The organism is Pseudomaricurvus alcaniphilus (assembly GCF_011440395.1).
In the GTDB taxonomy this organism is placed as follows: Bacteria; Pseudomonadota; Gammaproteobacteria; order Pseudomonadales; family Cellvibrionaceae; genus Pseudomaricurvus; species Pseudomaricurvus alcaniphilus.
On the sequence record NZ_JAAOIX010000001.1, the window covers coordinates 894,632 to 919,291 of the forward strand.

The following is a 24,660-nucleotide window of genomic DNA, read 5'->3' on the forward strand; positions in this document are numbered from 1 at the left end:
TTTACTTATTATGCGACAAAGCCATGACTATGACACCCGAATTAGCCCAGCATATCAAAAAAGAAATTAGCCTAAATGGATTAACCAATGCCTTTTTTAATGGCGTCATCGCCTGGTGGCTGCTTAAGGATGTGCCAGCCCTGGACTGGTGGGGCAAACACAGCTTTGGCGTAGACATACTGGCTACGGCCTTTCTCCTGCCTTTTATCGTGGCCCTGATTGTAATACCGCTATCGCGCAAAAAACGCGCCAGCAACAAGATCCCGGCGCTATTACCCAACTACAATTTGTGGCTCGAACGCCTGGTGGCACGCTTCCCTCGCTCCCTGTTCTGGTCAGCCACACTGTTCGGCGCAGTGGGTATATTGCTGATGGCCACTGTCACCCTGCTGGCGTTCAAGCTGTTTGGCATTGAGCAGGTAGACCCGCTGCATTACAGTATTTTTAAAGCTTTCTGGGCCGGCTTGATGGCGTTTCTGCTAGCCGGACCGATGATCATGGTGGGAGTACGTACCAATGAGCAATAACAACCACTTTCCGCTGCTCAAGTCCCGCGCCCGGATTGGCAAACTGGAATTGCGCAATCGCTTTGTGTTGGCTGCCATGGGCTCCAATTTCGCCGAAAAAGATGGCACCTGCGGCGAGCGGATCCAGGCCTACTACGAAAACCAGGCCCGCGGCGGCGTCGGCCTGATCGTGCTGGAAACCTCGTCGATTGTCTGGCCGGCCGCTTGCTCCATGCCCCATATGGTCGGCTTTTCCGAGGACCGCTTTATTCCCGGCCTCACCCAACTGGCCGATCGGGTGCATAAACACGGCGCCAGGATAGCCGCCCAGCTCAATCACAGCGGCAAGGTCTCGCAGGAAGATACGGTCGCCGGCCGACCGCTCTGGGTCCCCTCCCTGCTACAGAAGGGTACCAGCGATATGCTGAGCCTGCTTACCCCCAAGGAGCTCGGCAATTTCATCAAGGCAGCCGGCCCGGACGGCAAGGGCCCCAGTTATCACGTTATGGACCAGGCGGACATTCTGGCTCTGATCCAGCAATTTGCCGCGGCGGCACGGCGGGCCAAACAGGCCGGCTTTGACGCACTGGAGATCCACGCTGGCCACGGTTACATCATCTCCAGCTTCCTCTCCCCAGCCGTTAACAAGCGCGAAGACCAGTACGGCGGTTCGCTGCCGAATCGCGCGCGCTTGCTCACTGAAATCATCCGCGCAGTGCGCGCCGAAGTAGGCGCCGACATGCCGATTCTGGTGCGCCTGGATGCCAAGGAGTACCGGATCGAAGGTGGTATTACCCCGGCCGACTTCGTGCAAACCGCCAAGCTGGCAGAGGAGGCCGGCGCCGACGCCATAGACGTCAGCGCCTATGGCAATACCGCCAAAGGCATCGCCTTTACCGAAGCGCCGCTGGTTCACCAGCCCGGCGGCTTCCTGGAATTTGCCAAAATGGCCAAAGCCGCCTTGTCGATTCCGATCATCGCCGTTGGCCGGGTGGAACTGGACGTGGCCGAGAAAGGCCTGGCCACGGGTCATTTCGACTTCGTTGCCATGGGTCGCAAGCTGCTGGCCGACCCCACCCTGCCGAGCAAGGTAATGGCAGACCAACCAGAACAGATTCGCCCCTGCATCTACTGCTACATCTGCGTTAGCCAGATTTTTATCAATCAACCGCTGATGTGTGCCGTCAATCCCAATCTTGGCAACGAACACCGCGAGCATTTGATTGCTTCCTCCAATGAAAGCAAGCGCATTATCGTTGTCGGCAGCGGTCCCGGAGGGATGGAGGCAGCCAAAGTATTGGCCGAGCGCGGCCACCGGGTCAGCTTGTGGGAGAAGGAGCGCGACCTGGGCGGCACCGCCCGCATCGCCGCCCTGGCGTACGAACCCAACGGCCGCCTGATTCGCTACTTGGCCGATAGCCTGCGCCGCCTGGCGGTGGACATCCAATTGGGCAAGCTGGCCACCCTGGAAGCCCTGCGTGCCGAGCGCCCGGATCACGTCATTGTCGCCACCGGCGCCGCGCGCAAGGCCCCGGAGATTCCCGGCAAGCACCTCAAGCATGTGTTTGATGGCGACCAGATGCGCGGCCTGCTGTTTGGCACGGATGCCGCAGCGGCGCGAAAGCTGCCGCTCTACCAGCGCTTGATGCTGGCCGCCGGACGCAATCTGCAACTGCTGCGTCACATCGGCCTGATGCGAACCCTGAGTCACTTCTGGATGCCCATCCGCAAACAAGTGGTCATTATTGGCGGCGGCCTGGTGGGACTGGAGATGGCCGAATTCCTGGTGGCTCGTGGTCGCAAGATTGTGGTGCTGGAACCGACCGCCAACCTGGGACCGGAATTGAGTATTGTACGTCGTTCCCGGGTGGTACACCTGCTGAAAGAGCACGGTGTTGAACTGGTCACCAATGCCGATATCCGCGCCATTGAGAGCCAGCACGTGACCTACCAACTGGACGGCAAGGACTATCAAGCCCAGGGCCAGCAAGTGATCATCGCGCTGGGCGCCAGCGCCGACACCTCGCTGGCCGACCAACTGCAAGCCGGTGGCCTGCAGGCAGTGGCCGTTGGCGACTGCAAACGAGTTGGCTACATCGATGGCGCCATTCACGACGCCCGAGCCATCGCATCCACTATTTGAATCGAGAATTATGAACGCCAAGATGCCCGCTGGAGAAACGCCTCCGGATACAATAGCGCCAGCCGCCAGTGCCCTCGACCAGGACCTTCACTCTGAGCAGGACCTTCACACTGAGCAGGGCATTCACGCCGAGTTGGGCCGCCAATTGCAGCAGATGCGCAGCGCCTTTGCGGCAGAGGGTGTAGTGACCCTGGAAGTTCGCCTCGATCGCCTCAAGCGCTGCACAGACCTGCTGCTGGACAACCAGCAGGCCCTGTGTACCGCGGTGGAGACCGATTTCGGCTGCCGCGCGCCTGTAGTAACCCAAATGGCGGACCTGATGACAACCCTGCAGAGCCTGAAATTTGCGCGCAAGCATTTGCGCAAGTGGATGCAGGCGGAAAAACGCAGCGCGCCCTTCCCCATGAACATGTTTGGTGCCCGGGCCATGGTTCACTACCAGCCCAAGGGCGTGATCGGCATTATGAGCCCCTGGAACGTGCCCATTAACGTTCTCTTCAGCCCGCTGATCGATGCCCTCGGCGCCGGTAATCGGGTTATGCTCAAAGCCTCTGAGTTTACCCCCGCCACTTCGCAGCTGTTGGCGGATTTATTCTCACGCTACTTCGACCAAAATGAAATCCATGTGGTCACCGGTGCTGCCAATGTCGCGGCCGCGTTCAGCGCCCTGCCACTGGATCACTTGATCTTTACCGGTTCCAGCCAGGTTGGTCGCCACATCCTGCAGGCGGCAGCCGCTAACCTGACCCCCGTCACCCTGGAATTGGGTGGTAAATCGCCGGTCGTTGTATCCGCCAGCGCCAATCTGGAGGAAGTCGTAGAAAAAATCATCGGCGGCAAGATCATTAATTCCGGGCAACTCTGTATCAGCCCGGATTACTGCTTTGTGCCCCAGGCCCGGATGGAGGAGTTTATTACCCTCAGTAAAGCGGCCTTCGCCCGCTTTTTCAATGGCTGCCTGGACAACAGCGATTACGTCTCGATCATCAACCAGAAAAACTTTGAACGGCTGACGGCTTATGTGGAAGAGGCGGAGCAACAGGGCGTCGAGCTGGTCAACCTCGACCCCCTGCAGCAACCCTGGCGGCAAAATCCGCAGCGAAAAATGCCCCTGCACCTGCTGATCGACCCCGCCGATAATCTGCAGGTGATGCAACAGGAGATTTTCGGCCCCCTGCTCTGCCTCAAGCCTTATAATGAACTGCAGGATTGTATCAATGACATCAATCGCCGACCTCGGCCGCTGGCGCTGTACTACTTTGGTGACAACCAGGCCGAGCAGGAAACGCTGATCGCGACCACCATTGCCGGCGGCATGAGCGTTAACGACATTGGTGTCCACTACGCCTGCGACGACCTGCCTTTTGGTGGCATTGGCAACAGTGGCATGGGCCAACTGCACGGTCGCGATGGCTTTCGCACCTGCAGCCACGCCAAAGCGGTGTTAAACCAGGGACGGGTGAATATCCCCAAACTGTTTGGCACCCTGCCGCCGTTTGGCAGCAAAGTGGAGAAAACCCTGCAGCGAGTACTGAAAAAATAGCCTTGGAGCCTTGCAAGCAAACCCCTGCAGCCAGACCTGCCATAGTAGCAGCTGAACGACGCTTGGTTTCAGTGGCAATCAGAAAAGATTGAATTTGGAGAATCGTTTGAAACTGGAAGAAAAAGCCGAGTTTTTGTCGGAGAAATTTGAGGGCGAAGATTTTTCCGGAATTGAACTAAGCGCTAAAGAATTTGACGGGTGCAGCTTTGATAGCTGCAACTTCAGCGACAGCATCTTTAATAAATGTAAATTTATCGATTGCGAATTTAACAAATGCAACTTGAGCAATATCAAAATTGGCTACAGCAAGTTTGCCGATGTCAGCTTTTATGAGTCGAAGTTAATCGGAGTCAACTGGACCGATGCAAGCTGGTCAAGTTGGGTCAGTCACTCCCCCATTAAATTCTACAAATCCATTATCAATGACTGCTCGTTTTACGGGTTAACCTTGCAGGAGCTTATTCTGGAAGAGTGCAAAGCACACCAGGTTGATTTCCGCACAGGTGACTTTAGCGATGCCAATTTTAATCATACTGACTTTACCGGCAGCTCCTTCGGCAAAACCAATCTGACAGCGGCGGATTTCACCGAAGCCATCAACTACGATATCGATATATTTAACAACCGCATTGAACGGGCAAAATTCAGCCGTTTTGAAGCTGTCAGACTGCTTGACAGCCTGGAGATAGAGTTGGTTGATTAATCAGCCCGGATTAAAACCCTGACTCTTACGGGACCGGAAATAGCCGTCGCCGCTATTATCCCGGTCACGATTGCCTGATCACCTGCTGGCGGCCCCCTTCCCGCGAGGCCGCCATCAGGTCGGCAACAATTGACGCAAAACCATCTGCAGAATACCGCCATTCACAAAGTAATCGACCTCCGCAGGCGCGTCTATTCGCACCAGCGTATCGAATGTTGTTTGAGAGGCGTCGGGCCGAGTCACGGACACTTTAACCGTTTGATGCGGCTCAATGCCGTTACCGATGCCGGTGATGGTGAAGGTTTCGTCGCCGCTAAGGTGCAGCGACTGCGCCGAATCGCCATCCTTAAATTGCAACGGCAGGACACCCATACAGACCAGATTGCTGCGGTGGATGCGTTCATAGCTCTCGGCAATAATTGCCTTGATACCCAATAACGCCGCACCTTTGGCCGCCCAATCGCGGGAACTGCCCGAGCCGTACTCCTGTCCCGCGATGACCACCAGTGGAGTGCCCGCCTGTATATAACGCATTGCGGCGTCATAAATCGTCAACTGCTCGCCGCTGGGCACGTGTATAGTCCAGGGGCCCTCTACGCCGGGCACCATGGAGTTGCGTAAACGAATATTGCCGAATGTGCCACGTATCATCACTTCGTGGTTACCGCGCCGGGAACCGAAGCTGTTAAACTCCTCTGCAGGTATGTTATGTGCGACCAGGTACTCTCCGGCAGTAGAGTCAACGGCGATGGTGCCAGCCGGCGAAATGTGATCGGTGGTGATCGAGTCTCCAAGCACCGCCAGCGCCCGTGCCTGCTGGATATCAGCCAGCGGTGGCGGAGTGTCGGCAATATCCATAAAGAATGGCGGCTCACGCACGTAGGTCGAATCATCGGTCCAATCGAACAATGCCCCGGCAGGCGCGGGCATGCTCTTCCACTTTTCATCACCTTCGAAAATTCGACCGTATTCCAAATCAAATTGCTCTGAACTCACCGCTGCGGCCACCTGGGCTTCGATCTCCGCAGCGGTCGGCCAGATGTCCTTCAAATAAACAGGGTTTCCACGCTGGTCAGTCCCCAACGGATCGACGCTCAGGTCGCACAATACTGTACCCACCAGAGCATAGGCCACACACAGCGGCGGCGAAGCCAGGTAACTGGCCTTGACCTGGCTGTGTATGCGACCCTCGAAATTTCGATTGCCCGACAACACGGCAGCTACAGCCAGCTTCTTGCTGCTCACCGCCTCGGCGATCTCTTCCGGCAACGGACCGGAGTTGCCGATACAGGTCGTGCAGCCATAGCCTACCAGGTTAAAACCCAGCTTTTCGAGATAGGGGGTGAGGCCCGCTTTATCCAGGTATTGGGTGACCACCCGCGAACCCGGCGCCAGTGACGTCTTTACCCAGGGCCGGCACTGCAAGCCAGCTTCGACAGCCTTGCGAGCCAGCAATCCGGCGGCAATCATAACCGACGGGTTCGAGGTGTTGGTGCAACTGGTAATGGCGGCAATGACAACCGACCCGTCGGTCACTGATGCAGCGGCGTCGGGCCGCTGCAACTGCTCCGGCGCGGCCCTGGGAGACTCGCCGGCCTCTGTACAGCCTTCGGCGTTGAGCCGCGCGATTTCGTTCGAATTCACCTCGCCAGCTGCGCCGTCCAGGAGGGACTGGAACGACTGCCTGACGCTGGCCAGCGCTACCCGGTCCTGTGGCCGTTTCGGTCCGGCGACGCTGGGTTCAACCTTGCTCAAATCGAGGTCGAGGACTTCGCTGAAATTCGGCTCGACTGCGTCGTCGGTCCGGAATAAACCCTGCTCTCGGGTATAGCGTTCGACCAGATCGACGCAGTCGCCACGCCCGGTGAGACGCAGATACGCCAGGGTGTTTGAATCGACGGGAAAAAGCGTGGCTGTCGCGCCGAACTCCGGCGACATATTCGCCAGGGTGGCTCGATCTGCAATGCTCAGGGAGCTCAGTCCCGACCCAAAAAACTCGACAAATTTACCCACCACGCCGTGCGCCCTGAGAATCTGAGCGAGCGTCAGGACCAGGTCGGTCGCGGTTGTTCCGGGCGGCAGTGTGCCGTGCGTCCTGACCCCGAGCACCACAGGTTTCGGCAGGAACATCGGTTGGCCGAGCATAGCCGCTTCGGCCTCGATGCCGCCTACCCCCCAGCCCAGCACACCGAGGCCATTGATCATGGGAGTGTGTGAATCGGTCCCCACTAAAGTATCGGGAAATACCCAGCCGTCACGTTCGATAACGACGCGGCCCAGATGTTCGAGATTGACCTGATGACAGATACCCATTCCAGGAGGCACCACACGAAAGCCGTCAAAGGCCTGCTGGGCCCAATTGAGCAGCCCGTAGCGTTCCCGGTTGCGACGGTATTCCCACTCCAGGTTAGTGGCGTAGGCATCGGCGCTGCCAAATCGATCGACCTGTACCGAGTGGTCAATAACCAGGTCAACCGGAACGAAAGGATTGACCTTCAGTGGATCACCGCCGGCTCGAGCTACTGCACTTCTCATGGCCGCCAGGTCCACTACGGCCGGAACGCCGGTGAAATCCTGCATCAGCACCCGAGCCGGCATAAACGCGATAGACGCTTCGGCGCCATGGGGCCACTGCGCGAGTGCCTCTACGTCTGCCAGCGACACATCCCGGCCTCCGGCCCGCCGGGCGATATTTTCCAGCAGAATTTTGACGGTGCAAGGGAGTCGCGCCACATCTGCGCCAAATTTATCGGCCACCTTGGTGAGACTGACAAATTGCGCTTTTGTCGATGCGGTTGCCATGGTTGCGACAATACCTAATGGATCACTCGTCATACTCTATCTCCTTTACCGGGAATGGTCTCAGAACTGATCTAACCGGGCCGTGGAACCTACACCGACGGGGCTGACACCTTGTCTCGTCCTGTGAGGTAGAGTACTAGACCGATGAGTTGAGCGGCAAGTATTGGCATCAGAATTACGCGCAATAATAAAGCGCTCAATGTTCAACAAACCCGTCATTAAATACACATGAAAATTGGATTCGGCCTTAATATTATACGGCCCCAACTACATCCACTATCAAATAAAACAGAATCTGCTACAGTCAGCTTTCGGGCGGAGGTCGAGAACCGCTGGCTGCTTAACGCCTAAATGGTAAAGCGATATTTTTGACGCCAAACAAGGCTAACGCAGTAGTTGAATGCTGAAACAGACGTCAACTAAGAATTAATTTAACTTTTTGAGAACAGAAATGAATACAAGACCGGAAATAACTATCTCTACGTTAGATGCAGATAGACTCTATAACTTAATTGAATCCTTACCGAAAAACAGCTTTGCGGGAAAAGCCGAACTGGAGTCGGAGCTCGGGCGGGCCAATGTAGTGACTCCTGAGTTGGTCCCTCCGACAATAGTGACTATGAATTCCACAGTAAAATTTGTTATCGAATCTACCAAGGAAGAATTCGAATTAACACTTGTTTACCCAAAAGATGTTGACTCCAGCGGCAAGAAGATATCCATTCTGGCACCGGTAGGCAGTGCGCTACTCGGCCTGTCTCAGGGCGATGAAATCGAATGGCCAAAACCCGGTGGCGGTCTTCTTAAAGTAAAAATTCAAGAGGTTATTTACCAACCTGAGAGGGCTGGCGAGTTCCATCGATAAAGTAAAATAAATGAACAGTGTATAGGTGACAATCGAGTAGATCTGTTCCGTACAGCGGCGCGCCAATTACCCTGGTGCACAGCGCCGTCACCCCCTATTATGGCGCCGTTACCCCCTATGGCGCCCTTGCCCCTATAAACGTATTATCACCTGTTGAAAGACGGCGATTCGTGACCAGCACAGGCTGGAACGAGCATCCAGTATGCACCGGAATCGGTGAGTGGTCTGTTCCGGTATACGCTGCAATGGAGTTTCGTTTCCGGTGGAGGAAGCCCATCTGATTTCGGCAGCAGACCCGATACAGGGGGTTACAGTCACTCACCCGACTTTCCCTCGAACTCATCCCAATAGGGCGGATCGCCGAAATAACCATCCATAAAATCAACAAAGCATCGCACCTTGCTGGCCAGCAATTTTCGATGGGCATACACCGCGTACAACCCCATGGGTTCTGGCTCATAGTCCGGCAGGATCACCTGAAGCTTTCCAGCGGCAATGGCGGCGCCGACAATAAAAGTTGGCTGTATGGTGATACCGGCTCCCAGGATGGCGGCCTGCACCAGCACATCGCCATTATTGCTGACCAGATCGCCGCTTTCACTGCGTGCACCTGAATAGAGCCGTTCGAACAGCGACACATTGGTCTCCTGCTCCATATAGGTGTAGCGTAAATAGCGATGATCTTTTAGCTCCTCGGGCCGCATTGGCGTACCGTGCCGAGCCAGATATTCCGCAGATGCGCAGATCACCAGTCGCACGGGACCAATGAGTTTTGCGATCAGCGAGGAACTCTTCAGGTGACCGATGCGAAGCGCAATATCAAAGCCTTCTTCCACGATATCGACCTTGCGGTCGCTCAGTTGCAAATCGATCGCCACTGCCGGGTGCGCACGCTGGAAATCGCACAGCAGCGGTGCCAGGTGATGCAGTGCAAAGGAGACAGGCGCACTGACGCGCAGGCGTCCGCGTGCACCCTCCTGCAACTCACCCAAAGCGCTCTCCATGTCGTCGATATCGTCGAGAACCTGTTGCGCATGCGGGGTGTAACGGGTACCGGCTTCGGTCAGGTGCACCTTGCGGGTGGTGCGATTGAGCAGGCGCACGCCGAGTCGCTCTTCCAATTGCGACACATACTTGCTCACCAACTGCGGGGATAGGTCGAGCCGCTCCGCGGCCCGGGTAAAGGTACCCTCCGCCACCACGGTAACGAAGGCTCGCATGGCATCAATGCGGTCCATGGGGGGCTCCAGGAATGGCTTGGCAATTATTATCAATAATACATTGATAATTATCCAACAAGAAGCCTCTTATTGTTTAATTTTGTAACAAGTAAAGTAACCCCAAGCTCTGCAGCCACAGCGAATCACGCGGCTCAGGGAACCCCAATCCAACCAATATTCGAGGACTCACTCATGAAAAAAACACTGGCTCAATCATTGTTCACTACCACAGGCGGTTTCGCGGCGCTGCTGCTGCGCGTGCCGGTGGGCCTTATCCTGGCAGCTCACGGTGCCCAGAAGCTGTTCGGCTGGTTCGGCGGCTACGGCCTGGAGGGCACTGGCCAGTGGCTGGCCAGTATCGGCCTGGAGCCGGGCTACCTGATGGCCTTGCTGGCCGGTAGTGCTGAATTCTTCGGAGGCATCGCCCTGATCCTGGGTCTGCTGACCCGCCCCGCAGCGTTCGTCGCCGCTTTCACCATGCTGGTAGCCATTTTCGCTGTACATGCGGGCAACGGCCTGTTCATGGCCAACAACGGTTACGAATACGGATTGACTCTGCTGGCGGCAACTCTTGCCCTGACGATCCAGGGAGCGGGACGCTTTTCCGTCGACAACCTGCTGCAACAACGTTTTGCCGAGGATCGCCCGGCCGAGGCCATAGCCACCGCAGGTTCTGCCGCTTAATCCGCGCTCCGCAACCACCCATCATCCCGACAGCCCCGATCTGAGTATCGGGGCGTCAACTCACCCAAGAGGAGCACAATATGCTTATCAATGGAGCCTGGAAAGAAAACTGGCAGCCGGTGCAGGCTGAGGACAAGGACGGCCGATTTATCCGACAGACGTCTTCGTTTCGCCACTGGATTACCCCGGATGGATCGCCGGGACCGACCGGCGACGGCGGCTTTAAGGCGGAGAAAGACCGCTATCATCTGTATGTGGCCTACATCTGCCCCTGGGCATCGCGTGCCCTGATGGTGCGGCAACTGAAACAGCTAACCGACCTGATAGGAGTGACAGTAGTGAACCCCCGTCTGACGGCTGAAGGCTGGCAGTTTGGCGGTATCCCCGGTGCCGACGAGGATGAACTCAACGGCGCCCGTTACGTCCATGATCTCTATACCCGTGCCGACCCCCAATTTACCGGTCGTGCCACCGTCCCCGTGTTGTGGGACAAGCAGACCCGCACCATCGTCAACAATGAATCCGCCGATATATTGCGGATGTTGAACAGTGCTTTCGATGACTTTGGTCGCCCGGGACCGGACCTGTATCCGGCAGACCTGGCCGGCGATATCGATGCCCTAAACCAATACCTCTATTCCGACCTCAACAATGGCGTCTATCAGGCGGGCTTTGCCACCAGCCAACAGGCCTACGAAGAGGCTTATCACCAGGTGTTTTCAGCCCTGGATGAAATGGAGTCGCGGCTGGCGGACGGCCGCCCCTTCCTGTTCGGCGAGCGCCTGACCGAAACCGACGTGCGCCTGTTCGTGACGCTGGTGCGTTTTGACGCCGCCTATCACGGCCTCTTCAAGTGCAACCGCAACCACCTCAGTGGTATGCCTGCACTGCACGCTTACATGCACCGGATCTATGCACTCAACGGCATCGCCGACACGGTCAACCTGGATCACATCAAGGCGGGGTACTATTCGATCAAGGCGTTGAACCCCACAGGGATCGTGCCAGTTGGACCGGCGTCGATCTGAGCGGAACTGTCGAGCGCACCCATTCGTGAAATCACCAGGTGGAATGCCAATATGAATCCCTCCACACAAATACTCTTTATCTCCCACGGCGGCGGCCCCATGCCCTTGCTGGACGACCCCAACCACCAGGAAATGGTCGTACACCTGCAGGAACTGGCAGGCCGACTGCCCAGACCGTCCGCCATACTGGTGATCAGTGCCCACTGGGAAGCGCCACTCCCGACCATCACCTCAGGCCTGACACCGGGACTGATCTACGATTACTCCGGGTTCCCGGCCGAGTCCTATGAGATTCAGTACCCCTGCCCCGGTGCACCAGAGCTGGCACAGCAGGTATTCAATGCGTTGGCAGATGCGGGCATTGCCGCGCAGTCCGACGCTGATCGCGGCTTCGACCATGGCGTGTTCGTGCCATTGAAGCTGATGTATCCGGAGGCAGATATTCCCTGCGTGCAACTGTCGCTGGTGAATAATCTCCATCCGCAAACCCACCTGGCCATAGGTAGCGCCCTGCGGACACTGGATTACGACAACCTGTTGGTGATCGGCTCCGGCTTCACGTTTCACAATTTACAGATATTTTTTGCGCCCCATACCCCTGAGATCCAAACCAAAAATCAGGCATTCGAAGACTGGCTAGAGGACACCTGCACTAATTCAACGCTGGCGGAAGCCGAGCGTTGCCATCGTTTGCTCCACTGGGCGCAGGCACCCCACGCCCGATTTTGCCACCCCCGGGAGGAGCACCTGCTACCGCTACATGTGTGTTACGGCATGGCCAGCGAGGCCAGCGATGATCATATTTCGGCGACCATAATGGGGAAGCAAACCAGCATGTATTGCTGGTCCAATCGCCTGAGCCACCCGGAAATATTATGGTATAGCTCCTACACCTGACTTGATCACTACTTTCATGCCGCCATGGACGGGCAGCGATGTTGCAGCCCTCTGGTTGTTGCTATTGCCCTGTTGGGGCATTTCAAATCCATTCAGGCCGATCTGTCATTTGTCTCTGAGCTTAAGGTCCAAAAATGGCGTCACTTTAGCCTCAAAGCTGACCAGAAGCCCCAAAGACACAAGCGTATCCTGTCGTTACTTGAGGTTGTTTGTTGGAATGATCTTGAACCCCAGGCGGGACTGGTCGCCCATCTACGTGACAAGGCAAACAGCTGGGCAGCGCCACGAGCCCTTTTTGATACGGCGATCGAATACCTGACCCAGGACACTAGAGAATCGGCCCGATCGTCGCCACGACATTGTTCCATATGCGGCGATGATAGGTCCATGCATTAACGTCTTCCAGCGTCACCGAATCAGACTGGGCTATGTACTCCTGTTGTCGATCATAAATCAACTGCGTCATGTGGCCATCGCGCAACAAAATGTCATTCTCATAGTTTAAATCGAAACTGCGGAGGTCAAGATTGGTTGAGCCAATTAACGACAATCGACGATCAATGGTAAAGGTCTTGGAGTGAAGCAAGCCGTCACGAAACTCAAATATCCTCACCCCGTGCTCCAAAAGTTGCCGGTAATAACTGTGGCTGGCAGCGGCAACGACCCAGGAGTCATTACGTTTCGGAAAAATCATAGTGACGTCGATAGCGCGAAAGGCAGCGGCACAAATTGCGTCGAGGACGGTTGAACTGGGAACGAAGTACGGTGTCGAGATGACAACTTCTTTCCTGGCCAATGCCAACAGTGTGGCGAACAATTGCGGCGTTGATCCGCGACGATCGGTCGGTCCGTCAGCGAAGAGCTGGGCTGGAAAACCACCCTCGATTTCCTTCGCCTTCATCGCAAAAGACTCCGGAACTTCCTCACCGCTATTGAGCAACCAGTCCGATGCGAACAGCAGTTGGCTCTGAGCGGCAACCGGTCCTTGCAGCCGCAACATGATGTCTACCCATGGCCCGTATTTCGCCTTTACTGAAAACTCGGGATCTGCACAGTTCTGGCTTCCGCACCAGGTTATACAATTATCGATAACCGTAATCTTGCGGTGGTTGCGTAAATCCAGCCGGCTGAACAGTATCGTATCAACAACCCACTTCACCGGCAGCGCCACAGACAGCTTCACCCCAGCGACCCGCATCGCCCGCCAATGCTTCGAGTGCACAAACTTGCGGGAACCAAGCCCGTCCGCCATCGCATGAACCGCAACACCACGCCTGGTTGCTCGCACAAGTGCCTGCGCAACACTTCGACCCGTGTTGTCGTCCAGCCAAATGTAGTACAGGCATTGAACGCTCTCTGTGGCATTGTCGATATCTTCGATAAGTCGCGAGCGAGCAATTGCAGCGTCAGGTAGCAACTCGGCTTTGTTGCCCAGAGTCGTGCCAAAGCCGTCAACCGACGCGGCTCGGAAAGCGGTCTGGTATTCAGTCTCGACATTGCCTTCGAGATTCCTGGCACAACTGCCCAGCGACCCTGCTGCCAGCGTACGCAATTTGGCAAAGATCTCATCGTGCCGTCGATGAACTGTTCGACCAAGGCTGATTTCGCCAAACAGCAAATACAGGATGACCCCGACATAGGGCGCAAACAGCATGACCATAAACCATGCCAGGCGAGCGGAAGACGATAGATTATCGCGCAGCAGAATTCGAATCGAGAATACGATCACGGTTATTGTGTGAAGGATTGCCAGCGCCTGAAGTAGCAAATTTAGCCGAGCCCCCTGGTTGGTGATGCGCCCAGTGATGATGAGGATACTTCCCGGGTCAATGCGCTTGTTTGATTATTTCATCAACCTGGACACTTCTGCGGGCGCCAGGTTGTGGGGTGTGCCGCAGCGGCGGCGCCTGCCACTCGTCAAGCTTCGCTGGGTCTCCCCATGATTATGCACCATACACCACCCGCTTGCCCAGACAATCCCGTCCATAGGGACAAGCCTGGTTCCGGGCTACACCGGGATTTACCGATTCAACTTCTTGCCATGGTCAGCGAGATAATGTGATGCCAGGCCAGGCTTCTCGGTTAATTTCTGATTGATTTGATAGATGCGTCGATAGCTGGTCTCCTTGATAACCCAACGCCCATCCAACTTCACATACCTATCCCAGTAGAGGGCAGTGCCTTCGGTGAGTTGATTGACGTTGAGCGACCAGAAATGATCATAGAGATACCAGATCCCGGTCGCCTCGGTCTCACTCAGCATCTGGATTTCCGGCATAACGCCGTTGTGACGCGTTACCGCCTCACTGTGAAACGCCATCTGCATAGCCAAGAGAAACTCCTCCCTGCTCGTCATTTTGTACTCGTAGCCACCGCCGACATAATGTACTTTGAGTTCGGGGTGACAAACGGAATGAAGCTCGTCCCAGTTGGCGGTATCGATACAGCGAAAATAAGCGTGCTTCACTTGCTTGATCGCCTCCATATCCATCAAGCGCTGTATGTCGCGGCGCAACTCCTCTACACCACCTTCACTGGCTGCAACCAGCGGCAAACCTTCACTAATACCCATCGCCGCTTTCGTCAAAGCTGCTGCTTTCTCAACTTCTGTGCTCATAGAAATAAACCTTTGTTATAACGAAAATTTTCAACACCAAAACGTTATTCAACCCCATTACCACAGCGGTACGGGCCGGCATTACCGAGCCGGCGACTCATCAACAGCCTACCTAATTACGCCTATGAATAAGCCAACTATCGGCGATAGTAAACATATACCCTGTAGCCCTTGGGACAGCAGCTTTGCTCCCGGCCTGGCTCCAGGGACTTGCTTTCAAGACTCGCCGAGATTCCATCCATGGAGGCTCCACGACAGCATCCCTGCTGTCGAGGGTCTTGAAAGCAAGCCCCCGAAGCCAGACCTAACATAGTGCCGGCTGCACGACGCTTAGCTTAGGCGGTAATTAGGACAGCCTATGGTCGCGGGCTATCGGTTACTTGTTAGCGGCCAGGTACAAAAATACCGGGGCTTCGCCGCCGCCATCCACTTCCAGGCTGGCTCCAGAAATATACGCCGCCTGCTCCGAAGACAAAAACAGACAGGCGTCTGCAATATCCTGCGGTTCTGCCATACGCTTCAGTGGCAGCATATTGGCCACCCGGGCAAACCCTTCCTCACCGCCGTAGTGCTCGACTCCGGCATCATGACGCACCAGCCCCACTACAATGGCATTGACACGTACTTTCGGGCCCCACTCCTGTGCCAGGGATTTGGTGGCACTGAGCAAACCCGCCTTGGCGGAGCCATAGGCCGCGGTACCCGGTGAGGGGCGCGTGCCACTGACACTGGCAATATTGATGATACTACCCACCTGCTGCTGGCCCGCCATAACCCGGTAAGCCTGTTGCGCCAGCACCAGCGGCGCCACAAGATTTAACTGGATGATCTTCTGAGTCAATTCGGGACTGGCTTCTGCGGCCGCCACCGGGGGACTGCCACCGGCATTGTTAACCAGCACATCGAGGCCACCAAACTGGTTAACAGCTGCGTCGACAACACGTTGTGATTGCAGCGGATCGCGGATATCGGCCTGTACGAACAGCGCTTCCCTGGTGCCGGCACTGACCGGCACCTTGGGCTCCCGCCGACCACAGATAATCACATTGGCACCAGCCTGCAGATAATGTACCGCAATGGCTCGGCCAATATGGCCGCCACCGCCAGTCACGATCACGGTTTTATTCTCAAAGTTTCCCATATTGCAATCTCTCCGAAATTGCCAGTAGCGTTCTATTACTTAGCTGTCTATTACTTAGCTGTCTATTACTTAGCTGTCTATTACCTAGCTGGGCTGGCAACCATTTACCGCAGTTTAACCATTCCAGATTAACACCGAACAGAATTCGATCATTACCGCATTCGGACTAAATTCATAACCTTTATAGCACCCCTCTAAAGGTGCTGTAACTGGTATCATTTCCAACAAATCCCACGCAACACGCATTGGCAATACACATTGGAAAAACATGCATCGGGCACGGCCAAGAGGTAATCATGACAGCCAAAACATACCCCAACCCATCCGCACTGCTCGGCCAGGAAGGCACCCTTCTTGGACCCACCGACTACGTAGTGATCGATCAACAGCGTATCAACCAGTTTGCTGACGCCACCGGCGATCACCAGTGGATCCACGTGGATGAAGCACGAGCACAACAATCGGAATTTGGCGGCACCATCGCCCACGGCTACCTGACCCTGTCACTGGCCAACTTGTTTTTGCCACAGATGCTGCAGGTAGAAAACTTCTCCATGGGTGTCAACTACGGCGCCGAGAATATTCGCTTTCCCTCCGCCGTCAAAGTCAACTCAAGGGTCCGCGGTCGCGGTGAAATCATCAAAGTGGATGAGGCCAAAGGTGGCATTCGCTCGGTGGTACGCATCACCGTTGAAATTGAAGGAGTAGAGCGACCGGCATGCCTGATCGACACCATTAGCCTCTACTATCCATAGATTTCAAACTGCAAACCAAACGCAGAAAGCTTTACACTGCGTGTTCGCCTCACTCTGAATTGCTTGGCCAAAGAATATCGCAGGGGCCCTATAGATTAAGGCCCACTAAGCGGAAAAAGCTTACCCATTCAGCTTTTAAACTTTGAACACCCGCTGCGCATTCTCGCGCAAGAACTTGGGCCACACCTCATCCTTGAACGGCACTTCCGGCATATCCTTGAAGATCCGCTCCAGCGACAACCCCATGGGGAAATAACCCGCGTACATAATCTTGTCCGCACCCCGAGTATTGGCAAATTTGACAATATTTTCCGGGTAGTGCTTGGGCGCAAAAGCGCTGGTCATGTAATACAGGTTGGGGTACTTGAGCATCAGCTTCCAGGCCAGGTCCGTCCAGGGTTCGGCACCGTGGCGCATAACCACCTTTAACTCCGGGAAGAACCAGCAGATTTCATCCAGGTGCTCAACCTTTTGCGGCCCCATGGGAATGCGCGGGCCAGGCACGCCGACACAGGGACAAAACGGAATATCCAAATCCACGCAGGCGACAAAAATCGGGTACCAGCGCTTGTCGTTGAGCGGTACTTGCGGACACAGGCCGCTAGGGAAGGCGGTGACCGCCTTGATATCGTACTGCTCTTTCAGGCGGCGAATTTTGCGCACTTCCTCCATGCCATTGTTGGGGTTGCAATCATAACTGCCGAAGAAACGATCCGGATGCTTCAGTACCGCCTCATTTTGCGATGCGTACTGATCTTCATCCACCCCCAGCATGGCTTTTTCAATGCCAAACTCATCCATTTTTGCAATGGTGTAAGCCAGGTAATCGTCCTGCTTGCCGGTTTTGGGTACATCCTTGAACATGTACTGGGCCGGCATTTTCATCATGGTGCGGCTCTCGTCATCCATCAGCAGGGGCTTGATAAAATCGTAGAAGTTGGACGTGTCGTTATTCGGCACCGCCAACATCAGGTCGATGATGCCAATATTCTCGGGCATAGGCATAAGTCTTTCTCCGGTTTGCCGGGCAGGCGTGTAGTTATAAGGTTGGGTAATCGGTGAAGCCTTTAGGCCCCGGGGTATACAGGGTCGAGGCATCGAGTTTATTGAGCGGGCCACCACTGGCAAACCGCTCCACCAGATCCGGGTTGGCAATGTACTTGCGGCCAAAGGAGACCGCGGCGATCCCGGCCTCAGCCAGCACCTGGTCCGCCTCGGCGGCGTCGTAGCTGTCATTGACAATCAGCGGCCCGCGAAAGTGTTCTTGCGCCAGGGCGATGTTATCGAGCCCCGCAGCCGGCATGCGAATCACGTGCAAATAGGCCAGCTGCATCTCACTGATTTTTTCCAACAGGGCACTGAAGGTTTGCCGTGGATCATCGTCCTGCAAATCATTGAACGGGTTGCCGGGACAGATGCGCAAGCCCACCCGTTCAGCACCGAGCACCGAGCTCATGGCCTGCAGCACTTCGAGCACGAAGCGCAGGCGGTTGTCGAGGCTGCCGCCGTACTCATCGGTGCGCTGGTTGGTACCGGTAGACAAAAACTGGGCCGGCAGGTAGCCGGAGGTACCGTGCAGCTCCACCCCGTCAAAGCCCGCTGCAAAGGCGTTCTCTGTGGCCTGCCGGTACTGCTCGATGACCTCGCTGATTTCCGCGCTGGTCAGCGCCCGCGGGGTGGGCATATCCTGCATGCCCTGTTCGGTAAAGATCTGGTCGCGGCAGCGGATGGCCGAAGGCGCCACTGTTTCCGCCTTGGGATCCTTATTCAAGGGGCTGCCGACGCGACCGCAGTGCATGATCTGGCAGACGATGGTGCCACCGCGCTGGTGCACCGCATCGGTGACCCGGCGCCAGGCAAGAATCTGGTCCTTGTTGTAGATGCCCGGAGTGCGGCAATAGCCCTTGCCATCGATGCTGGGGTGAACGCCTTCGGTGATGATCATGCCGGCACTGGCACGCTGGCGGTAATAGTCGACGTGCAGGTCACTGACCAGGTCGTCGTCACTGGCGCGGGAGCGGGTCATGGGCGCCATAACCACACGGTTGTTCAGTGTCAACGCGCCCAGCTGCAGGGGTTGCAACAAGTGTTTAAATTGATTCATAGCGATTTCACACCTAACGTATTCTGATTTTGGGAAGTTCGGCATTGCGGCGCATGGTGCTCAGGAACTGCTCCAGCGGTGCTGGCGCGGCAACCTCGGCCTGCCCGTCTCCGGGCGGGTTAGCCCAGAACTCCTTCCAGCTGGGCCAGAGTTCGTGCCAGGCCCCGTCGTAGGTTTCGCGATCGGGCCAGCGCATCTTGTGCTCACCCACCGGTGGCTTGTTGAGATCGGTGGCGTACCAGTAACAGGGCAGCCGGCGACGAAAATACCAGCGCCCGTCCATGCGTTCGTAATCGTCCCAGTACAGCATCTGCATGATGACCCACTCCCGCTCACCGTTGGCGCAGGGAGTCTCGTGCTCATTTTTGGAATAGACCACCCCGTGGGCGTGATCGGGGTCGGTAAACTCGATAATATGGTTGCCGATATGATGCGAGGTGCCGGTAAATTGCAAGCGCAGGGTATCGTCCAGCCAGCGCTTCAGGTAGGCGCGACCCACCTGGTCGCGACTTACACGAATGTCCTCGGCAAACAGGTTGACGTGGGCATCCAGGTCGCGCATATCCAGCGACAACGAATATTTGGCCGCCAACTGGCGGATTTCATCCAGCGATTCCAGGCGATCGATGCGGGCAAGTAAAGCAGTGTCCATAATCAGGGTTTCCTCTGCTGGTCGTGTTCGTAATCCGGATTGGCGGGTTTGGGTTCGGCGTCACCTGTGCCGCCAGCGCCTGCCGCCGCCAGGCCGGCCATACGGCCGCTGAAGGTAGCGTCCCCCACCGACAGTCCCGAGGCGTAGCCTTCACCGCGGCGGGGGATACCACAGGCGGTGCGGCCAGCGGCATAGAGCCCCGCAATAATGTCACCGTCGGCGGTTAACACTTCGCCACTGGGCAAGGTATCGAGGCCACCGAGGGTGAAATAGGGAAAGTAGGCGCCGCGTCCGGGCGTACAGTCGAGCGCCACATAGGGCGCGCATATCGGCTTCAACCATTCACTGGCTTTATGGAACAAAGGGTCCTGGCCCTGCTCGGCATGGCGATTGTAAAATTCGACGCTGTGTTGCAACTGCCCCGCTGGCAAACCCAGCTCAGTTTCCAGTTCCGCCAGGGTTTCACCAGTGCCGGCCACGCTGGCGCCGAGATAGGAATTCTGTTCGTAATCGCCGTAATCTTCGTAGCCAAACACCAGGTACACCCGATCGCCCTGCTGCCGCAGCACATAGGCACCGACCCGACCGTGATAGCAATCCTCGTTGATAAAGCGCTGCCCCTGGGCGTTAATCAACACGCCGTAGGTCAGCGAAGCGGGCGGATAGAACGGCAGGCTGACAAAGCCCTCGTGCATATTGATGGCCGCCGCACCCACGCCGAGTCCCATCAGAATACCGGTACCGGTATCGCCGGGATTGCCAATCGGCATGGAACAACGCATAAGTCCAGGGGCATACTTTTTCAACATCGGTTCGTTCATGGCGAAACCGCCATTGCAGAGAACCACGCCCTTGTTGACCTTGACGAAGTGCTCCTGCATGTCGATGCGCACCACCAGACCGCAGACTCGACCGCTGTGATCATCGACGATCAGGGTCAGCGCCCGGGCGTTGAATTCCACTTCGATGCCCCGCTGGCTGACATTGTCGCTCATGATCTGCATAAACAGCGGCCCGCCATTGTCACCCTCCACTTCCAGGTTGTGACCGCGGGGGCAGGGTTTGGCCAGCTGCGCAAATGGCCAGGCCTTTTCGCTGCCGGTAAACAACAGGCAGTCGTCGGTCAGGGCCATCATGGCGCGCTGCCGGTATTCGCTATCCTTGAACGGTACGCCCTTGTCCACCAGCCAGTTAAAATGCTCGGCGCTGCCGGCCACGTAGGCGCGAATCTTGGCGTCATCCGCCTGGGGCCCGGCGCTGGCCTTCAGGTACTCGAACATATCCCGGTCGCTGTCGTGCCAACCGCAGGCTTGCTGTACTCGAGTGCCTTCCCCACCACCCATATAGATCTCCGCCGACGACAGTGCGGTGGAGCCACCTGCGGCCGACGCCAGCTCAAAGATGGTGACCCTGGCGCCAGCGTCGTGGGCCTCGATCGCTGCACAGGCACCCGCTCCGCCAAAACCGACCACCGCGACATCGGTTTGCCGATCCCAACGGGCAACTTCGCTGGCCTTGAGCGGCCGGGTGGGTTTGGTTTTCATTTCTGTCATTTGCAGGTTCCTGAGAGCTCGCGGGTTACTGTGACTACACTAGCAAAACCAACCGGGGTGCAATACGGTGGATTGATTCATTCCTATTGCTTTTTCCGGTCTGCTGATTTCTTCGCCAAAGTAGCGCAGCATCGACATGGCTGAATTTCAATCCTGAAAGTTATTGATGTGTTTGGCGGCCTGGTAGGCCATGGTCATGGCCGGTCCCAGGGTGGCGCCGGGGCCGGGATAGGTTGAGAGTATCGCCGCCGAGCAGTTGCCAATAGCGTACAGACCGTCGATCACTTCGCCGGAATCCTTCAACACCTGGGCATTGACATCGGTTGCCAACCCACCCTGGGTACCGAAATCCCCCGCTTCGATGCGCATGGCGTAATAAGGCGGCTCATTAATGGGCGCCAGGCAAGGGTTGGGCTTGATGTTCGGGTCGGCATAATAGCGATCGTAGGCGGAATCACCGCGCTGGAAATCCTCGTCCTTGCCGGTTTCTGCAAAGCGGTTCATTTTCTCGATGGTGGTTTTCAGGCCCGCCACATCGATACCCATTTTCTGCGCCAGTTCCTCTATGGTGTCGGCCCTGGCGACAAAGCCACTGTCAAACCACTTGCGCGGAATGGTCCAGTCCGGTTTTAGCGACGAGGTCATCAGCGGCCCCGCCATGTAGTTGCGGCGAAAGCGGGCGTCGAAAATATGATAGGCGGGGGCGCAGGGATTGGCGTCGCTGTGGGCTTCAAACAAACGCTTCTGGAACGCCATGTAGTTTTGTGACTCGTTGGCAAAGCGTGCCCCGGCGCGATTGACTACGCAGGAACCGGGGAAAGATTTCTCCATGATACTCAGTCGCGGGGCCGGTTCGTCCGGCACGCACAGAGTCGTAGTCCACCAGGCGCTGTTGAGCAGACGGGTGGCTGCACCCAGCTTCAAGCCGGCGCGCAGCGGGTCGCCGGTATTGGTGCGCACCCCGGCACTCCACTCGGTGTTGGTGGGCTTGGGCAAATATTGTTCCCGCATCTGCTGGTTGTGCTCAAAGCCGCCGGCGGCCAGCACCACGGCCTTGCGCGCCTGCACCCGCAGCCGCTGGCCATCCCGGATGACGATCGCGCCCACCACCCGGCCATTCTCGGCGATCAAATCCTCCATGGGGCTGTTGAACCAAATGGGAATCTGCCGATCTTTTGCCGACAAAAACAAACGTGCTATACCGGCTGCACCGCAACACAGGCGACGGGAAATGCGCGACTGCAGGCGCCAGGGAATATCGATCAGGTACTTGAACAATTGGCCCAATACAATCTTGATCCAGCCGGGCATCTGCAGCATTAATACCTGGGCTTCCACCTGGGTAAAATGAATCACCCCGAACAGGCGCATCATGTGATGGCTGTAGGTCATCTTTTTGTGCTCTTTACCCAGTTCCGAGGCGTTGATGGGGGCCGGTTCCAGCGAGCGATGACCGGGCTTGGCGCCGGGTAAATTGGAGTAGTAGTCCGGATAGTGATCGAGGGATTCATAGCGCACCCGGGTGCGATCATGCAGGAATTGCAACATTTTCGGGCCGTTAGCCAGGTAGGCATCCACCAGTTCCGGTGGTATATCCTCGCCCGCCAGTGTGTGCTCGAGGTACTCCCGAGCTTCCTCCAGGGAATCCTCGGCGCCGCATTCCCGGGCGTAATGACTGCAGGGAATCCAGATGCCGCCGCCAGAGGTGGCACTGGTGCCGCCGATTTTTTCGGCCTTTTCGATGACCAGGACATCGCGGCTGCCCATTTCGTAATTACTCAGCGCCGCGGTCAAACCACCGTTGCCAGAGCCGACCACAATGACATCGACACTGTGGTCCCAGGGTTGCATTTTCTGATCCGTCATACTCGTGTCTCTACTTTCGAAAACTTTATTTGCTAATAACTCGGGGCTGTGAAATTCTTTTGGGCACTAAGCAGCAGTCTGTTGCTTGCATTCCTAAGCTACCATAAAAAAAAATTCCAATCGCAAGCTTTCCGGGCCGTTTAATCCAAATGCGTTACGTTTTTAGCGCCCCCCTGGCAGCTGCGAACAGCGGCCCACCACAGCTCAAATCGCGGCCCAAAATGCATACCACATCCGGACTACGCCATGGCGATGAGCGCACTGGCTTTAGCTGCGCCAGAGGGTTACGCTTTCTGCAAAGGTACATTCAACTACGCGGCGCAATATGCCGGCTACCCTGCAGGGAGACATCAATGGCAACATCAAAAGAATACCGATTGGGGCCCGCCACCTTTCCCCGCGGCTGGTTTATCGTCGCCGAGGCGTCGGAGCTGGATCGTGGCCCAATGGCCGTGCGTTATTTCGGCCAGGACTTTGCCCTCTATCGCGGCGCCAGCGGCAAGGTCATCATGCTGGATGCCTACTGTACCCACATGGGCACTCACCTGACCGCCAGCAGCAGCGCCATGATCGTGCAGAACAATCAACAGATTGAAGGCGATTCCATTCGCTGCCCCTACCACGGCTGGCGCTTCAACGCCGCCGGTGCAGTAGACGACATTCCGAACCTGCCGGGCCCCTGCCCCAAGGTCGCCGGCCTCACTTCCTATCCGGTGCGCGAGGTGATGGGTTGCATCATGATGTGGTTTGACCCGGAGGGAGGCGAGCCGCTGTTCGAGCCGCCGTTTCTGCAGGAGTGGGACAACCCGCGCTGGGTGCGCTGGCAACTGGACCACCTCGGTGAACTGAATATTCACGGCCAGGAAATCATCGACAACATGGCCGATGCAGCCCACCTGGGCCCAACCCACGGCGCACCTTGTGAGTGGTTTGAGAACGAGTTTCGCGATCATATCTACATCCAGCGCCAGGGCGGTTACCACCAGGCCTACGACTGCATGTTGACCACTACCACCTGGTATACCGGCCCCGGCCTGCTGTTATCAAAACAGCAATTCGGTGACGTGCTCACCTACGAATTGATTGCCAACACTCCGGTGGACGACGGCGTTTCCAAAGTCTGGCACGGCTGCATCAGTCCGGCGGCGGGTGAGACCATTACCGATGCCGACATCGCCAATGCCCGCGAAATCCAGGCCGGTGCCCTGCAGGCATTTTCCGCCGACTTCGAGATCTGGAAACACAAGCGCCCCGCCCTGCGAGTTATGCAAATGGCGTCGGACGGCCCCTTCCTCAAAGGCCGCAAATGGTTCAGCCAGTTCTACACCGAGAAGAGCAAAATCGGCGATATCCAGCAGCAGCTGAACGGCAACTATCACCACCAGCACCTGCCAGCGCCAGACGACAAAGCCCGGCAACTTGAAGTAGGATTATTCGATTAATTGTGCGCGTGATTGATGTTGTTGTGGGCGATAGTTGGCATACACCTTGTAGCCCTTGGGTCATTAGTTCTTTTCCCGGCCTGGCTCCGGGGCCTTGCTTTCAAGACTCGCCGTGCACCCATCCATGCACCCAAAGCAC

At 56.6% G+C, this 24,660-nt stretch carries 20 protein-coding genes; 10 read left to right on the top strand and 10 right to left on the bottom strand.

Annotation, left to right across the window (positions count from 1 at the left end; translation table 11 throughout):
• Positions 1 to 29: 29 nt before the first annotated feature.
• The 4 genes from G8764_RS03855 to G8764_RS03870 all read left to right on the top strand — a co-directional run bounded on the left by G8764_RS03855 (position 30) and on the right by G8764_RS03870 (position 4,895).
• Complete coding sequence (locus G8764_RS03855; RefSeq protein ID WP_166162016.1) at positions 30 to 527, top strand: hypothetical protein; 498 nt, start codon at positions 30 to 32, stop codon at positions 525 to 527.
• On the top strand, positions 517 to 2,649 hold the full coding sequence (locus G8764_RS03860) for an oxidoreductase (protein WP_166162018.1): 2,133 nt from the start codon (positions 517 to 519) through the stop codon (positions 2,647 to 2,649). Before G8764_RS03855 ends, G8764_RS03860 begins: the two co-directional genes overlap by 11 nt.
• A 10-nt stretch (positions 2,650 to 2,659) precedes the next feature.
• Positions 2,660 to 4,192 carry a coniferyl aldehyde dehydrogenase gene (locus G8764_RS03865; protein ID WP_243748543.1) on the top strand — a complete coding sequence of 511 codons (1,533 nt, stop codon included), beginning with the start codon at positions 2,660 to 2,662 and terminating at the stop codon, positions 4,190 to 4,192.
• 106 nt (positions 4,193 to 4,298) lie between these two features.
• Positions 4,299 to 4,895 (top strand): pentapeptide repeat-containing protein, encoded by a 597-nt coding sequence (locus G8764_RS03870; protein WP_166162020.1) that lies wholly within the window; start codon positions 4,299 to 4,301, stop codon positions 4,893 to 4,895.
• Between the two features lie 114 nt (positions 4,896 to 5,009).
• On the opposite strand, the gene acnA is transcribed toward G8764_RS03870, so the two are convergent.
• A complete protein-coding gene (gene acnA, locus G8764_RS03875; protein ID WP_166162022.1) occupies positions 5,010 to 7,730 on the bottom strand; it encodes an aconitate hydratase AcnA in 2,721 nt (906 codons plus the stop codon).
• 418 nt (positions 7,731 to 8,148) lie between these two features.
• On the opposite strand from acnA, the gene rnk reads away from it, so the two are divergent.
• Positions 8,149 to 8,562 (top strand): nucleoside diphosphate kinase regulator, encoded by a 414-nt coding sequence (rnk, locus tag G8764_RS03880; protein WP_166162024.1) that lies wholly within the window; start codon positions 8,149 to 8,151, stop codon positions 8,560 to 8,562.
• Positions 8,563 to 8,876: 314 nt separating this feature from the next.
• Here the strand turns inward: rnk and G8764_RS03885 are convergent, their stop codons facing one another.
• Positions 8,877 to 9,800 carry a LysR family transcriptional regulator gene (locus G8764_RS03885; RefSeq protein ID WP_166162026.1) on the bottom strand — a complete coding sequence of 308 codons (924 nt, stop codon included), beginning with the start codon at positions 9,798 to 9,800 and terminating at the stop codon, positions 8,877 to 8,879.
• 174 nt (positions 9,801 to 9,974) lie between these two features.
• On the opposite strand from G8764_RS03885, the gene G8764_RS03890 reads away from it, so the two are divergent.
• The 3 genes from G8764_RS03890 (at position 9,975) to G8764_RS03900 (ending at position 12,391) form a co-directional block, all read left to right on the top strand.
• Positions 9,975 to 10,466, top strand: coding sequence for a DoxX family protein (locus G8764_RS03890; protein WP_166162028.1), 492 nt, complete (start codon positions 9,975 to 9,977; stop codon positions 10,464 to 10,466).
• An 80-nt stretch (positions 10,467 to 10,546) separates the two neighbouring features.
• Positions 10,547 to 11,494: a glutathione S-transferase family protein gene (locus G8764_RS03895; RefSeq protein ID WP_166162030.1), complete on the top strand. Its 948-nt coding sequence runs from the start codon at positions 10,547 to 10,549 to the stop codon at positions 11,492 to 11,494.
• Between the two features lie 51 nt (positions 11,495 to 11,545).
• On the top strand, positions 11,546 to 12,391 hold the full coding sequence (locus G8764_RS03900; protein WP_166162032.1) for a DODA-type extradiol aromatic ring-opening family dioxygenase: 846 nt from the start codon (positions 11,546 to 11,548) through the stop codon (positions 12,389 to 12,391).
• A 328-nt stretch (positions 12,392 to 12,719) separates the two neighbouring features.
• On the opposite strand, the gene cls is transcribed toward G8764_RS03900, so the two are convergent.
• The 3 genes from cls to G8764_RS03915 form a co-directional block, all read right to left on the bottom strand.
• Positions 12,720 to 14,159 carry a cardiolipin synthase gene (cls, locus tag G8764_RS03905; RefSeq protein WP_166162033.1) on the bottom strand — a complete coding sequence of 480 codons (1,440 nt, stop codon included), beginning with the start codon at positions 14,157 to 14,159 and terminating at the stop codon, positions 12,720 to 12,722.
• Between the two features lie 252 nt (positions 14,160 to 14,411).
• Complete coding sequence (locus G8764_RS03910; protein ID WP_166162035.1) at positions 14,412 to 15,008, bottom strand: nuclear transport factor 2 family protein; 597 nt, start codon at positions 15,006 to 15,008, stop codon at positions 14,412 to 14,414.
• Between the two features lie 376 nt (positions 15,009 to 15,384).
• Entirely contained in the window at positions 15,385 to 16,149 is a 765-nt protein-coding gene (locus tag G8764_RS03915) for an SDR family oxidoreductase (protein WP_166162037.1), read from the bottom strand.
• Positions 16,150 to 16,445: 296 nt separating this feature from the next.
• On the opposite strand from G8764_RS03915, the gene G8764_RS03920 reads away from it, so the two are divergent.
• Positions 16,446 to 16,904 carry a MaoC family dehydratase gene (locus G8764_RS03920; RefSeq protein ID WP_166162039.1) on the top strand — a complete coding sequence of 153 codons (459 nt, stop codon included), beginning with the start codon at positions 16,446 to 16,448 and terminating at the stop codon, positions 16,902 to 16,904.
• Positions 16,905 to 17,039: 135 nt separating this feature from the next.
• Here the strand turns inward: G8764_RS03920 and G8764_RS03925 are convergent, their stop codons facing one another.
• The 5 genes from G8764_RS03925 to G8764_RS03945 all read right to left on the bottom strand — a co-directional run bounded on the left by G8764_RS03925 (position 17,040) and on the right by G8764_RS03945 (position 23,079).
• Positions 17,040 to 17,909 (bottom strand): amidohydrolase family protein, encoded by an 870-nt coding sequence (locus G8764_RS03925; protein WP_166162041.1) that lies wholly within the window; start codon positions 17,907 to 17,909, stop codon positions 17,040 to 17,042.
• Positions 17,910 to 17,943: 34 nt separating this feature from the next.
• Complete coding sequence (locus G8764_RS03930) at positions 17,944 to 19,008, bottom strand: alkene reductase (protein ID WP_166162043.1); 1,065 nt, start codon at positions 19,006 to 19,008, stop codon at positions 17,944 to 17,946.
• 13 nt (positions 19,009 to 19,021) lie between these two features.
• Entirely contained in the window at positions 19,022 to 19,660 is a 639-nt protein-coding gene (locus G8764_RS03935; protein ID WP_166162045.1) for a nuclear transport factor 2 family protein, read from the bottom strand.
• 2 nt (positions 19,661 to 19,662) lie between these two features.
• Entirely contained in the window at positions 19,663 to 21,213 is a 1,551-nt protein-coding gene (locus G8764_RS03940; RefSeq protein ID WP_243748544.1) for an FAD-dependent oxidoreductase, read from the bottom strand.
• 147 nt (positions 21,214 to 21,360) lie between these two features.
• A complete protein-coding gene (locus G8764_RS03945; RefSeq protein ID WP_166162047.1) occupies positions 21,361 to 23,079 on the bottom strand; it encodes an FAD-dependent oxidoreductase in 1,719 nt (572 codons plus the stop codon).
• Positions 23,080 to 23,432: 353 nt separating this feature from the next.
• Here G8764_RS03945 and G8764_RS03950 point away from each other — a divergent pair, with 353 nt between their 5' ends.
• A complete protein-coding gene (locus tag G8764_RS03950) occupies positions 23,433 to 24,521 on the top strand; it encodes a Rieske 2Fe-2S domain-containing protein (protein ID WP_166162049.1) in 1,089 nt (362 codons plus the stop codon).
• The last annotated feature ends 139 nt before the right edge of the window (positions 24,522 to 24,660 follow it).

What these genes read in the sequence shown, in the direction of transcription:
- G8764_RS03920 (WP_166162039.1), top strand. Translation starts at nt 16,446, where the DNA reads ATGACAGCCAAAACATACCCCAACCCATCCGCACTGCTCGGCCAGGAA.
- G8764_RS03930 (WP_166162043.1), bottom strand. Translation starts at nt 19,008, where the DNA reads ATGAATCAATTTAAACACTTGTTGCAACCCCTGCAGCTGGGCGCGTTG.
- G8764_RS03855 (WP_166162016.1), top strand. Translation starts at nt 30, where the DNA reads ATGACACCCGAATTAGCCCAGCATATCAAAAAAGAAATTAGCCTAAAT.
- G8764_RS03940 (WP_243748544.1), bottom strand. Translation starts at nt 21,213, where the DNA reads ATGACAGAAATGAAAACCAAACCCACCCGGCCGCTCAAGGCCAGCGAA.
- acnA (WP_166162022.1), bottom strand. Translation starts at nt 7,730, where the DNA reads ATGACGAGTGATCCATTAGGTATTGTCGCAACCATGGCAACCGCATCG.
- G8764_RS03945 (WP_166162047.1), bottom strand. Translation starts at nt 23,079, where the DNA reads ATGACGGATCAGAAAATGCAACCCTGGGACCACAGTGTCGATGTCATT.
- G8764_RS03890 (WP_166162028.1), top strand. Translation starts at nt 9,975, where the DNA reads ATGAAAAAAACACTGGCTCAATCATTGTTCACTACCACAGGCGGTTTC.
- G8764_RS03950 (WP_166162049.1), top strand. Translation starts at nt 23,433, where the DNA reads ATGGCAACATCAAAAGAATACCGATTGGGGCCCGCCACCTTTCCCCGC.
- G8764_RS03885 (WP_166162026.1), bottom strand. Translation starts at nt 9,800, where the DNA reads ATGGACCGCATTGATGCCATGCGAGCCTTCGTTACCGTGGTGGCGGAG.
- G8764_RS03935 (WP_166162045.1), bottom strand. Translation starts at nt 19,660, where the DNA reads ATGGACACTGCTTTACTTGCCCGCATCGATCGCCTGGAATCGCTGGAT.
- G8764_RS03910 (WP_166162035.1), bottom strand. Translation starts at nt 15,008, where the DNA reads ATGAGCACAGAAGTTGAGAAAGCAGCAGCTTTGACGAAAGCGGCGATG.
- G8764_RS03895 (WP_166162030.1), top strand. Translation starts at nt 10,547, where the DNA reads ATGCTTATCAATGGAGCCTGGAAAGAAAACTGGCAGCCGGTGCAGGCT.
- G8764_RS03925 (WP_166162041.1), bottom strand. Translation starts at nt 17,909, where the DNA reads ATGCCTATGCCCGAGAATATTGGCATCATCGACCTGATGTTGGCGGTG.
- G8764_RS03865 (WP_243748543.1), top strand. Translation starts at nt 2,660, where the DNA reads ATGAACGCCAAGATGCCCGCTGGAGAAACGCCTCCGGATACAATAGCG.
- G8764_RS03860 (WP_166162018.1), top strand. Translation starts at nt 517, where the DNA reads ATGAGCAATAACAACCACTTTCCGCTGCTCAAGTCCCGCGCCCGGATT.
- rnk (WP_166162024.1), top strand. Translation starts at nt 8,149, where the DNA reads ATGAATACAAGACCGGAAATAACTATCTCTACGTTAGATGCAGATAGA.
- G8764_RS03900 (WP_166162032.1), top strand. Translation starts at nt 11,546, where the DNA reads ATGAATCCCTCCACACAAATACTCTTTATCTCCCACGGCGGCGGCCCC.
- G8764_RS03915 (WP_166162037.1), bottom strand. Translation starts at nt 16,149, where the DNA reads ATGGGAAACTTTGAGAATAAAACCGTGATCGTGACTGGCGGTGGCGGC.